General features: G+C 36.8%; 10 protein-coding genes and 1 tRNA gene. 8 read left to right on the forward strand and 3 right to left on the reverse strand.

Going from position 1 to position 12,881, the window contains the following annotated elements; genetic code table 11:
* Positions 1–467 precede the first annotated feature (467 nt).
* From menC to IGQ45_02845, 3 genes are all read left to right on the forward strand, one after another.
* Positions 468–1,568, forward strand: a complete 1,101-nt coding sequence (menC, locus tag IGQ45_02835; GenBank protein MBF2056163.1) for an o-succinylbenzoate synthase — start codon at positions 468–470, stop codon at positions 1,566–1,568.
* Between the two features lie 262 nt (positions 1,569–1,830).
* Positions 1,831–3,060: a hypothetical protein gene (locus IGQ45_02840; protein MBF2056164.1), complete on the forward strand. Its 1,230-nt coding sequence runs from the start codon at positions 1,831–1,833 to the stop codon at positions 3,058–3,060.
* 310 nt (positions 3,061–3,370) lie between these two features.
* Positions 3,371–4,603, forward strand: coding sequence for a cation:proton antiporter (locus tag IGQ45_02845; protein MBF2056165.1), 1,233 nt, complete (start codon positions 3,371–3,373; stop codon positions 4,601–4,603).
* Positions 4,604–4,786: 183 nt separating this feature from the next.
* Here the strand turns inward: IGQ45_02845 and IGQ45_02850 are convergent, their stop codons facing one another.
* Both IGQ45_02850 and IGQ45_02855 read right to left on the reverse strand, forming a co-directional pair.
* Positions 4,787–6,391, reverse strand: coding sequence for a CTP synthase (locus IGQ45_02850; GenBank protein MBF2056166.1), 1,605 nt, complete (start codon positions 6,389–6,391; stop codon positions 4,787–4,789).
* Positions 6,392–6,618: 227 nt separating this feature from the next.
* Complete coding sequence (locus IGQ45_02855; protein ID MBF2056167.1) at positions 6,619–7,905, reverse strand: glutamyl-tRNA reductase; 1,287 nt, start codon at positions 7,903–7,905, stop codon at positions 6,619–6,621.
* Between the two features lie 213 nt (positions 7,906–8,118).
* Between IGQ45_02855 and IGQ45_02860 the strand changes: the two genes are divergently transcribed.
* The 4 genes from IGQ45_02860 (at position 8,119) to IGQ45_02875 (ending at position 11,320) form a co-directional block, all read left to right on the forward strand.
* Complete coding sequence (locus IGQ45_02860) at positions 8,119–8,754, forward strand: class I SAM-dependent methyltransferase (protein MBF2056168.1); 636 nt, start codon at positions 8,119–8,121, stop codon at positions 8,752–8,754.
* A 376-nt stretch (positions 8,755–9,130) separates the two neighbouring features.
* Positions 9,131–10,228: a biotin synthase BioB gene (gene bioB / locus IGQ45_02865; protein MBF2056169.1), complete on the forward strand. Its 1,098-nt coding sequence runs from the start codon at positions 9,131–9,133 to the stop codon at positions 10,226–10,228.
* Entirely contained in the window at positions 10,191–10,841 is a 651-nt protein-coding gene (locus IGQ45_02870; GenBank protein MBF2056170.1) for a biotin transporter BioY, read from the forward strand. The genes bioB and IGQ45_02870 overlap by 38 nt, the downstream gene beginning before the upstream one ends.
* 8 nt (positions 10,842–10,849) lie before the next feature.
* The gene (locus IGQ45_02875; GenBank protein ID MBF2056171.1) at positions 10,850–11,320 is read left to right on the forward strand and encodes a lipoprotein signal peptidase; all 471 of its coding nucleotides are present in this window, start codon (positions 10,850–10,852) and stop codon (positions 11,318–11,320) included.
* Positions 11,321–11,609: 289 nt separating this feature from the next.
* On the opposite strand, the gene lipA is transcribed toward IGQ45_02875, so the two are convergent.
* Positions 11,610–12,482 (reverse strand): lipoyl synthase, encoded by an 873-nt coding sequence (gene lipA / locus IGQ45_02880; protein MBF2056172.1) that lies wholly within the window; start codon positions 12,480–12,482, stop codon positions 11,610–11,612.
* Between the two features lie 138 nt (positions 12,483–12,620).
* On the opposite strand from lipA, the gene IGQ45_02885 reads away from it, so the two are divergent.
* Positions 12,621–12,694 (forward strand) — tRNA-Arg (locus IGQ45_02885).
* Positions 12,695–12,881 lie beyond the last annotated feature (187 nt).

Below are 12,881 nucleotides of genomic sequence, written 5' to 3' on the forward strand. Positions count from 1 at the left end.
TGTCTTCTTGTCAAAAACAAATCAATTTTGATCCTGACTTTGAAAACACCCTGCTCCAGTAGGGGGGTTTATCCCTTTCCAATCCCACGCTTCAGGTATTTCAACCTTAACTTTTGGATTGAACGAATCGCACTTACAAATATATTATATCTTCGTAATTTACCCACCGTGTAATGAATTGCACGGAACCAATGGTATCTCGTTCAATAAATTGAACTAAGATTGTTTTTAATTGATTTGTAAGTGATCGCGCAGCGGCAGCCTTCGGCTGATCAAGCGGACTTGATATTATCAAGTAATCCTAAATCATTCATGAGAAAATCAGTAAGTAAGCAAATTTAATGGTAGCTCAAGCTATCTTTAAAGTGACCTTTGTCAAAAGTCCATGTGACGACATTTCCTAGCCACTGTATAAGCCTTGTCATTTTTGCTTCTTTACCCTTGTTATAATACTATTTTGCCAATAAATGTACATAGAAAAAATAAATTTATATAACCTTTTAATACCCTTTAAATCACCCTTTAAATTTGCAGGAGGAGAATATCAGAATCATAGCTGTTTAATTGTAGCAATTCACAGTGAAGGCTTAACTGGTTGGGGAGAATGCCCAACCTTTGAACATCCTTTTTATACTTATGAAACAATAAAAACAACATATCATGTTTTAACTGATTTTTTAATACCTTCTTTGTTAAAAAAAGAGATTAACTCTCCCCAAGAATTTGCACAAATATCAGCGCCCGTGCGAGGGCATAACATGGCTAAATCAGCATTAGACTGTGCATTATGGGATTTATTTGCTCAAGCCAATAATCTTAGTTTACAAGAATATATTGGTGGTATTAGAGATAAAATTTCGGTGGGTGTAGCTGTTTCTTTAGAAAAAGATTTAGAAAAATTATTGACAAAGGTTAATAATTATGTTGATGAAGGCTATCAAAGAATAAAAGTAAAAATAAGTAAAGATTGGGCATTACAACCATTAGAAAAGATTAGAAAAAATTATCCTGACTTAATGATAATGGCAGATGCTAATTCCGTTTTCAGTTTAGAAGATTTAGCACTATTTAAACAGCTAGACCAACTTAATTTATTGATGATCGAACAACCATTAGGATATGATGATTTATTAGAGCATAGTTATTTACAAAGTCAAATTAAAACGCCTATTTGTTTAGATGAAAGTATCAATTCCGTTAATGATACACGCAATGCTATTAAACTAAAGTCTTGTCAGATTGTTAATTTAAAACCGAGTCGAGTGGGCGGTGTAACTAATACTTTAAAAATTCATCAAATTTGTCAACAAACAGGGATAAAATTATGGTGCGGTGGAATGCTAGAATCAGGTATTGGTAGAGCTTTGAATCTGCATATTTCCAGTTTAGAAAACTTTCAATTACCTGCGGATATTTCTGCCACTAATCGTTATTTTCACGAAGATATTACTACTACTAATCTTTATTTAAACCAAGAAGATTCCACCATCAATATTCCCAAACAAAGAAAGGGTATTGGTGTAGAAATCAATCCCGAAATGCTCATTAAATATAGCAATGATAAATGATTCATAAGAAAATAAACACAAACAATTCACGGGCAAGGGGATGTGCGCCCCTTGTTATCATAGCTTTGAGAAAAATAAAAATCACAATTAATTTTGCTTACCTACTTATAAGCATTTCACCTGATAGCTAACCCCCGAAACCTGACACCTTCCCTCACTTAATTGATTTTTTACGAATGATTTAGGACTATTATATCAAGTGAGTTTGATGTGAAATTTTCAGTTAAAGTAAAGAAGAGTAAAACATAAGCGGAGAGTTTTTATGACACTAAAAAAAATATTGAGTTTATTCCTTACCCTCACATTGACGGTAATGATGACAGGATGTCAGGATAAAATCGAAAGCGTGGAAGCCTTCACCAGTGATAAAGCGCCCATCCCCCAAGTCATAAATATAAAAGAAGTCAACCCACCTAAACTAATTCAAGAATTAAATAAAAACTTCGCCCAAAAACAACCTCAAGTCAAAATTATTTCTCCTGCCGATGGCAAAATACTGGATACTACCAGCGCTGAAGTAAAATTAACCGTTAGCGACTTAACTATTTTTAAAGATGATAACCTGAAAATGGGACCTCATTTACATTTCTTCCTTGATGATCAACCATATCAAGCTATTTATAGTACAGAAGAACCAGTATTATTGACAGATTTAGCGCCCGGCACCCATACCATCAGAGTGTTTGCTTCGCGCCCATGGCATGAAAGTTTTAAAAATGAAGGCGCTTACGCCCAAACCACCTTCCATGTCTTTACTCCCACGGAAGACAACAACCCCAATAATAGTTTACCTCTTTTAACCTACAGTCGTCCTCAAGGAACTTATGGTGCAGAGCCGATTATGCTGGATTTTTACCTCACTAATGCACCTTTACATCTGGCGGCGCAAGAAAATTCAGAGGATAATATCAGGGATTGGCGTATCCGAATTACTATCAATGGTGAAGTCTCAATTATTGACACTTGGCAACCTCTCTATTTAACTGGTTTTAATCAAGGAGAAAATTGGGTTAAACTGGAATTTATTGATGATCAAGGTGATGTTTTAAAAAATGTTTTTAATAGCACTGTAAGAGTTATCAATTTTGATCCCAAATTTAATGATACTTTGTCAAAATTAGTGACGGGTAAAATTAGTTTAAGCAAAGCTCAAGCTATTACTATTCCTAATTATCCAGTGTCTGAAATTGAGGAAGAAGTAATCGAAAATTCTCTTACTCAGACAGAAGAAATTATCACTGAAACATCAGAAGAAAGTTTAGAAGTTATCGAAAATAATCCAGCTGAAATACCAGAAGAAACTTTGGATGTGATTGAAAGCAATGATGCTGAAATTTCGGAAGAAAGTTTAGACGTTATCGAAAATAATAATGATGAAAATTCAGAAGAAGGTTTAGACGTTATCGAAAATAATCAAGCTGAAATCTCGGAAGAAAGTTTAGAAATTACTGAAAATAATCAAGCTGAAATTTCAGAAAGTGATGAAAGTTAAACAAAATTGAATTATCTTGATTTCTAATTATGTGTAGGTTGGGTTGAGGCAACGAAACCCAACAAATCTTAACTTTAAAGTTGTGATAACAAGAGGTTTAAAGCCCTTGCCTATATACAATTACTTTGAGTATGTAAATTTTTAGTTAAGATAGGCAAAAGGCAAAAGAGAATTATTAAATAATAATTTATCAACTTTTCAATTTTATTTTGCTATAAATACTATTGAGTAAGAGTTATAAAAGTTATTTTCTATTAATTTATCATAACCATTGTAGAAGAGCCTTATTTTTTCATCAATCCCTAAATAAATGACATTATTTTTTGAACAGACACTTATCAGCATTGTATTAGTTTTATTAGGAGGTTTTTTGGCAGGGCAATTAGTCAAAAAAATCAAACTTCCTCCCTTATTAGGAATGATATTAATAGGTATTATTTTTGGCTCACAATTTACTAATATTCTAGCGCCCTCCCTCCTCGATTCTGCGGATAATTTTCGGACCATTGCGGTGATGACAATTTTAATGAAAGCTGGATTAGGATTAGATCGTGAAAAACTAAAACAACAAGGCTCAGTTGCCCTACGTTTAGGATTTTTACCTGCTATTTTTGAAGCTCTGGTAGTGATGATTTTAGCAGTAATTTTATTAGATTTTAGTTGGGTAACTGGTTTATTATTAGGATGTATTTTGTCTCCTGAATCTCCTGCGGTAATTGTGCCGGGAATGTTACGGCTCAAGAGTTTGGGTTGGGGCGTAAAAAAAGGTATTCCTGACGCTATTTTAACGGGGAGTGCGCTATCTGATGTTTTATTATTATTGGTTTTCAGTTTATTAATTAATTTTTTAAGTCAAGATAAAAATTTTAATTTAGATAGCTTAACATTATTACCGATACAATTAATAACCCAAGTTGTTTTAGGAGTTTTAATTGGTTGGATAACAGCCTATTTATTTGTCTATTTATTTATCAAACAAAAATGGTCAGAAAATATTGTTCAAGAAACATTTTTATCAGCTAGTATTGCCGTAGGTTTAGTAAAAATTGCAGAAATATATCCTATTTTTTCTGGTTACTTAGCCGTAATGAGTTTTGGCTTTTTCTTAATTGAAAAATCAGCGCCCCTCGCCGAAAGATTAAGAGTCGGATTTGATAGCATCTGGAAAGTAGCGGAAATATTTTTATTTGTGTTATTAGGTGCTAATATCCCCCTCAATATTTTAGGAGATACATTAATTGTTGGCTTAATTATCTTAATTTTAGGTACTTTAGTGGGCAGAATGACGGGATGGTATCTCGCCACTTGGGGCAGTAATTGGAATCGTGATGAAAAACTATTTCTCCTTGCTGGAAACTCCGCCAAAGCCACCGTACAAGCGGCCATTGGCGCCCTTCCCCTCAGTTTGGGCATTGAAGGGGGAGAAAAAATCCTCGCCCTTGCTGGGCTATCTATCCTTGTTACAGCGCCCCTCGGCGCATGGGCAATTCCTACCTTTGCCCCTCGACTATTGCAACGAGAAGAAAAAAATATATCTTCGTAACTCACCCACCGTGTAATTCATTACACGGCTAACGGTTTTTCGTTCAATAAATTGAACTAAGATTATTTTTAATTGACTTAGCGGACTTGATATGAGTCTGTCTTAACCCTGATGAATTGAGATTTTTGAACTATTCAGCAAACCCTAATTAATAGTTATCAATTATCAATTATCCATTATCAATTATCCATTGTCCATTATCAAACAAGCTTTAATTAAGCCAGAAAATAAAGGATGAGGTTGATTAGGGCGAGATTTAAACTCAGGATGGAATTGGGTGGCAATGAAAAAAGGATGGCTAGGAAGCTCGATAATTTCCACCAAGCGCCCGTCAGGGGAAGTGCCACTGATTTGATAACCAGTAGCTAAAAATTGATCACGATAGCCATTATTAAACTCGTAACGGTGGCGATGGCGTTCATAAATCACCTCCTCCCCATATAATTGATAAGCTAAAGTGGAGGGCGCTAGACGACAAGGATAAACTCCTAAACGCATTGTACCGCCTAAATCTATCACATCCTCCTGCTCAGGAAGCAAATTAATGACAGGATTAGGAGTATCCTCATCAAATTCTGCACTATTCGCCTTCTCTAATTGAGCCACATTACGCGCCCATTCAATGACACTACACTGCATCCCTAAACATAAACCTAAAAAAGGCAGTTGATTTTCCCTAGCAAATTGAATCGCTTTAACCTTACCATCTACCCCACGATGCCCAAAACCACCCGGCACAATTACCCCATCAACACCTCCTAAATATTTTTCAGTGTCATTAATTTCAATGTCTTCTGCATCCACCCAAAAAATTTCTATCTCCGTTTGGGCATGGATTCCTGCATGAATCAAAGACTCTACCACCGATAAATAAGCATCATTAAGTTTAATATATTTGCCCACTATAGCAATTTTGAGCCTATGCTCAGGATGTTTCATTTTATCCACCAAATTTTCCCATTTACTCAAATCGGGAGAACGATTTTCTAATCTCAATATCTTTAAAACTTGTTCGGCTAATCCCTCTTTTTCTAAAATTAAAGGTACTTCATAAATACTACTAGCATCGGAAGAGGTGATAACAGCTTCTGCTGACACATCGCAAAACTCGGCGATTTTATCCTTTAAACCCTGAGGAATGGGGCGATCGCAACGACACACTAAAACATCCGGTTGAATACCTAATGATCTTAACTCTTTGACAGAATGTTGAGTCGGTTTGGTTTTCAATTCCCCCGCCGCCGGAATCCAAGGGATTAAGGTAACGTGTAAGTATAAGACGTTATCGCGCCCTACATCCTTCCGCAGTTGGCGAATTGCTTCTAAAAATGGCAAAGATTCAATATCTCCCACGGTACCACCAATTTCTGTGATGACCACGTCTGGACGACTATTTTTAGCCACTCGATGGATTCTTTCTTTGATTTCGTTGGTAATATGGGGGATTACTTGCACTGTAGCGCCCTGATAATTACCTCGTCTTTCTTTATTAATTACCACTTGATAAATTGAACCAGTGGTGACACTATTTAAACGAGAGCTGGAAGTATCGGTAAAACGTTCATAATGTCCTAAATCTAAGTCAGTTTCGGCGCCGTCATCGGTAACAAATACTTCTCCGTGTTGATAGGGACTCATTGTCCCCGGATCAACGTTAATATAAGGGTCTAACTTGAGAATTGAGACCGAATAATCACGAGATTTGAGTAAACGCCCTAAACTCGCCCCGACAATTCCTTTGCCGATACTCGATACTACACCACCAGTAACAAATACAAATTTAGTCATTTTTAATAATAGACATCGTAGAGGTAAAAAATAATTTTACCCTAGATTTTGCCTACTATTTTGGGGGTGATCAAAAAAGGCAATAATGAAGGGCAAAGGTTTTAAAAGGGCAAAGTTAAAAGGGCAAAGGAAATTATTATTTCATAATTCATAATTCATAATCTTCCCATTCCTCCCCGTCTCCCCGTCTCCCTGTCTCCCCGTCTCCCTGTCTCCCTGTCTCCAGATTAGGCTGTATATTGTTCGGTGATTTCGAGGTTAAAAAGCGTCTGTAAAGTATGTAAGGCTTTACGGCGCGCTTCAATATCTTGTTGCGCCCTCAACTGCACCATGGGATCATGTAAGATTTTATTAACAATTCCTCTAGTTAAAGCCTCGATGACTTCTTGATGTTTTTCGCCAAATTCACTACCGAGACGAGAAAGCGCTTTTTCTAATTCTTGCTCTCTGATACTCTCAATTTTAGTGCGTAAACAGCTAATGGTGGGTACGGTTTCCAAAGATTGCCACCACAATTCAAAGGATTCAATTTCTTCCTCTAATAACGCTTCTGCTTCCCGTGCCATTTCTCGGCGAGTGGCATGGTTTTGGGCGACTACGGCTTTCAAATCGTCCACGTTGTAAGATTGAATAAAATCTAATTCTGTAACATCACTGGATACATTACGAGGGACAGAAATATCCACTAACATCAAAGTATTGGTAGGGGTGAGGGGCGCTAGATTTTCTTTGGTTAAAATGGGGTGGAGGGCGCCGGTACTGGTAAACACTAAATCAGACTGTGCTACAATCATCATCATTTCTGCCAAAGGATGAATTGTTATATTAACTTGGGGAAATTTTTCTGCTAACTCTTGCGCGCGCTGGGTGGAGCGATTAACAATGGCAATATTTTCTACCCCTTTAGAGGCAAGATGTTGTACCAAAAGACGAGACATTTTTCCCGCACCGATAATAGAGATTTTAAAACTAGCAAGATTATCTACTTTAGTATCCACTAATTCCACCGCCGCCGAGCTAATGGAAACAGCGCCCGTGCCGATATTCGTTTCCGTGCGCACCCGTTTACCAGCGCTGATAGCCTGTTTAAATAAACGATCTAATAATCGACTCATACCCTTATATTTATTAGCTAACTTATGGGTAGTTTTAACTTGAGCGAGAATTTGACCTTCCCCTAAAACCAAACTTTCTAAACCGGCAGATACTCTCATGAGGTGACGAATAGCATCTTGATGGAGAAGAATAAAAAGATGTCGGCGTAACTGCGGTAAAGAAATATGACCGATTTCTGCTAAAAATTGACTAATTTCCTTAACACCCTGTTCAGTTTCCAATACTACTGCATAAATTTCTAAACGATTACAAGTGCTGATAATGGCAACTTCTTCAATATGAGGATAAGTTAATAAATGTTGGATAGATTCCTCGATTCTATTTTCAGGAATACTTAATTTTTCTCTTACCTCAACAGCAGCCGTTTTGTGGGAAAGACCTACTACAACAATATTCATCTTCTCTTTTGGTTAAATTGGGGTAATAAATTTAAAATATAAATGCTTTAAAACACTATTGATCATTACCGATGATGCCATTTTTGGCAATTTTTTCTTGACCTTTTGCAATAAAACTTCATGACTTGGCATTTTTTGCTAAAAGTCCCTAGTTCGAGATTCTCTACCATGTGCCACGAAGTAAAATAAGTAATATTAATCCAGTCTAATTCAATGAATATTAAAAATTTAGTAACAGATTCTCTAGCACAAAATGAACCGTCGGGATGGTTTGAACCTTTGTATGCAGGGGCAAATTTTGACCCTCAAAAAATTCCTTGGGCAAATTTAAGCGCTCCAGCGCCCCTCACCCAGTGGTTAAAACAACAAGTTAATACCGAAGAGAAAAAAGCTTTAGTGATTGGTTGCGGTTTGGGAGATGATGCCCAAGCCATCGCTGAAGCTGGTTATCAAACCACTGCTTTTGATATTTCTCCTTCTGCCATTGATTGGTGTCGTCAACGTTTCCCCAATTCTACCGTTAATTATCAAACAGGAGATATTTTAAATCCTTGCCCTGCTTGGTTACAAGAATTTGACCTTGTGTGGGAATGTCGTACTATTCAAGCCTTGCCCCTCGATTTTAGAACCGAAGTAATTAATAATATTGCTCAGTTAGTTAAACCTCAAGGAAAATTACTGGTATTAACTAATTTACGACCTAGTGAAGAAGCGCCCTCCGGCCCCCCTTGGCCCCTTAGTGCTAATGACTTACAACAGTTTATCATGGCTGGATTGACGGAAGAAAAAACTACGGTGACGGGCGCTACCATTTTTGTTGAATTTATAGCAATCCGTTCTGATTTGTGAGAATTTAATAGAAAATAATTCTCCCCTCTCCTATGGGAGCAGGGCGTTTTCATTCTCAAAAATGTTAGTTTCTCAAACTAGCCAATAATCTGAAATTCAGAGGTTTTTAACTACTAATAAATCAATTAATAGTAAAAAATCCTCCTGTCTCCCTGAATCTCCCCCCTTTTTAAGGGGGGTTGGGGGGGATCATCCTTATATTGTCTTCTTGTCAAAAACAAATCAATTTTGATCCTGACTTTGAAAATCCCCTGCGGTTGGGAGAGGGGTTGGGGGTGAGGGCAAAGAATTTTGATACCTACTTTTAAGCTTAACTTAGTTCATTAGTCAGCAAACTGGTATAATTTGATATTGACTAAAAATTAGAGGGCATACAGTGGTAAATACGGCAACAAAACCATTATCAGAACAAAATCACACCTTTACTAATGATTACGATTATTTAAGTCAATGGTTGAGGGCGCTTGGTGAACGTATTATCAATGGTGGTACAATTACCAGAGAAGAAGCACTAAAAATTACCGAAATTGAAGGAGAGGAAAATATCCTTTTACTGTGCGAAAATGCCGATGCCATTCGTCGTGCCTGTTGCGGTAACGTAGTTGATTTGTGTAGTATCGTTAACATTAAATCTGGGAATTGTTCCGAAAATTGCAGTTTTTGCTCTCAATCTGTGCATCATCAGGGTAAAGATTCCCCAGTATATGGCATAAAAACTAGAGAAGAAATTTTAGAATATGCCAAGGCAGCCGAAAAAGCCGGGGCGAAAAGATTTTGTCTTGTGTCTCAAGGGCGCGGTATCAAGTACAATAGCCCCAAAAGTAATGAATTTGAAGAAGTTTTAGCCACTGTCAAACAGATTATTGAGGAAACCAACGTTAAACCCTGCTGTGCGTTAGGAGAAGTTACCAAAGAACAAGCTCAAGCTCTCAAAGATGCTGGAGTTACTCGCTATAATCACAATCTGGAATCTTCTGCCAATTTTTATGAGAACATAGTTACTACTCATACTTGGCAAGATCGAGTTGATACAGTGAAAAATCTGAAAGAAGTAGGCATTCAAGCCTGTACCGGTGGTATTATGGGCATGGGAGAAAGTTGGCAGGATAGAATTGATTTAGCTTTTTCTCTCAAGGAATTAGAAGTGGAATCCGTGCCGATTAATTTACTTAATCCCAGAGAAGGCACTCCTTTAGGAAGTGTAAAAAAATTAACTCCTATGGAAGCGTTAAAAGCCATTGCTTTATTTCGTTTTATTTTGCCTCAGCAAATTTTACGCTATGCCGGAGGTAGAGAAGCGGTGATGGGAGAATGGCAAGAAAAAGGGTTGATGGCAGGAATTAATGCTATGTTAATTGGTAATTATCTTACTACTCTCGGACAATCTCCTGATCAGGATCAAGCTATGCTAAAATCTTTAGGCTTACAAGGGGGAGATGCTCCAATTCCTTATCAAACTAAATCCATTGACTAGAAAAGATTTATCACCATCAAAAATTAATGGGATTCATGAATTTATTTGGGCATTAACGGGGTTAATGCTCACAGTTTTTGGTACTTTTGTAGAAGTTTTTTTAGTGATTCCTTCTGGTACAAAAATAGAAGATTTAAACCCTACTTCTTTGGGTATTACTTATCAATTATTGGGGGTTTTTTTTACTGGTTGTGTTGGGGGAAAAAATGCTGGAGCTTATGCTCAAATTGCTTATGTCATTTTGGGTTTATTTAGATTACCTGTGTTTTATCAGGGTGGAACTTTTGAGTATTTACAGCAACCGACTTTCGGTTATATTTTAGGTTTTATTCCGGGTGCTTGGCTATGCGGTTTTCTGTCGTTACCGGGAAAAAGACGATTAGAATTGTTTGTTATTAGCGCTTTTGTTGGTTTATTAGCAATTCATTTTTGTGGTATAGTTTATCTTTTTTTCTATACTTTAATTGCTCCTTTTTTGGGAATAGAACTAGCAGAAAATTATTTTTTTGATGCAATTAGTTTATATTCTATGTCTCCTTTTTTTGCTCAAATAGCGATTATTTGCGTGATGGCAATTTTGGCGTTTTTAGTTAGACTTATTTTGTTTTATTAGGCTCTAAAATGAATAAAAATGATTGGTTTTGGTTAGTGGCAATTATTGGTTTAATTTTAGATCAAGTTACTAAGTTTTGGACGGTGGCAACTTTCCCCAATATAGGAGATTCTTGGGCTTTAATTCCTGATATTTTTCATTTTACTTATGTCAAAAATACGGGCGCTGCTTTCAGTTTTTTTACGGGAGGCGCTGTTTGGTTACGGTGGTTATCTCTTTTTGTTAGTTTGGCTTTAATTATTTATGGATGGCGAGAAAAATTAACTACTTTTGAGCAAGTGGGATATGGTTTTATTTTGTCAGGGGCGCTGGGTAATGGTATGGATCGTTTTTTATTCGGTTATGTGGTGGATTTTTTCGATTTTCGTTTAATTAATTTCCCTGTTTTTAACATTGCTGATGTATGTATTAATTTAGGGATTATTTTTTTACTCTATGCTATTTATCAAGAGTCTATGGGTAAAGGTGAAGGGCGCTGAAGGGCAAATTGACAATTGACAATGGATAATTGACAATTATGAGGTTTTACTATCCTCGTGTAGTCTATTTAATATCAAGTTCGTTTAATGACTTATAAATTAATTAAAAATAATCTTAGTTCAATTTATTGAACGATCGGGTCATTAGCCGTGTAATTCATTACACGGTGGGTGTAGGGCGAAGATATTCTCTTTTAATAGGTAATTATCCGATTTTTTTGAATAAGGTTATTTGAATAATGTGGGTTGAACAATGTTCAACCCCTACGAATTTATGTCAATTGATTAATCAATCACGAGGATAAATTTTCATCAAACGGCGCACTTCACCGGCATGATAAGAGCTACGGGTGAGAGGCGATGAAACTACCTGTAAAAAGCCCAATTCCAGCCCATATTCTTGCCAATTTTTGAACTGTTGGGGAGTAATAAATTGTTTTACTTCTAAATGATGTGCTGAAGGTTGCAGATACTGCCCAATGGTGAGAATATCACAATCCACTGTCCTTAAATCTGCCATTACTTGTTTTACTTCTTGATCAGTTTCCCCTAGACCTACCATAATGCCTGATTTTGTATAGACACGGGCGCTAAGTTGGCGAGTTTTTTCTAATAAAGTTAGTGAGCGTTGATAATCTCCTTGAGGGCGCACTTTCCGATACAGACGAGGAATGGTTTCAGTATTGTGATTTAAAACTTCTGGTTGAGCCTGTAAAATTGTTGCCAGAGCAGCCCAATTACCGCATAAATCAGGAATTAAAACTTCGATGGTGGTGTGGGGTGAAAGGCGCCGGGTTTCCTCAATACAAGATACAAATTGACTAGCGCCCCCATCCGGTAAATCATCACGGTTAACGGAGGTAATGACGACATGACTGAGATTAAGACGTTTCACAGCCTCGGCTAATCTTAAAGGTTCAGTGGCATCTAATCCACGAGGAATTTTATCAAAATCAATATCACAATAAGGACAGGCTCGAGTACAAGCAGGACCCATAATTAAAAAAGTAGCCGTACCAGCATTAAAACACTCCCCAATATTCGGGCAAGAGGCTTCTTCACAAACAGTGTTTAAATTTAAATCTCTTAGTATATCTTTAACGTTACCTACTCTTTCAATTTGAGGTGCTTTTACTCTCAGCCAGTCAGGTTTCACAGTCACGATTTTTTCTCGCTTTGGGGGTAAAATATTGCTAAAACTAATTAATAATTATAACAAATTCTTTACCTAAATCATTGGTAATCGAAATTCTTGCACTTTGAAAAGTTATTTGTTAATATAGATGAGTGCCTAAATTAAGGGTGTGTAGCTTAGTGGATTAGAGCGGCTGACTACGGATCAGCAGGTCGGGGGTTCGAGTCCCTCCACGCCCGTTTATTATGTTTATAACTGACGCTTTCATAATGAACCTCTCTGGCGGTAATTGTTTTGGCGTTACTGAATTGTAGTATGAAACATTAATGAATTACAGCAAATATATATAGCGTTTTTCATCATGATGAGGTACTTTTTTTAATTGCCTTTCAACGAAAATTTTTGTACCTCACCAAAACGGGAATT

This window comes from Cyanobacterium sp. T60_A2020_053, from assembly GCA_015272165.1.
Taxonomy (GTDB): Bacteria; Cyanobacteriota; Cyanobacteriia; order Cyanobacteriales; family Cyanobacteriaceae; genus Cyanobacterium.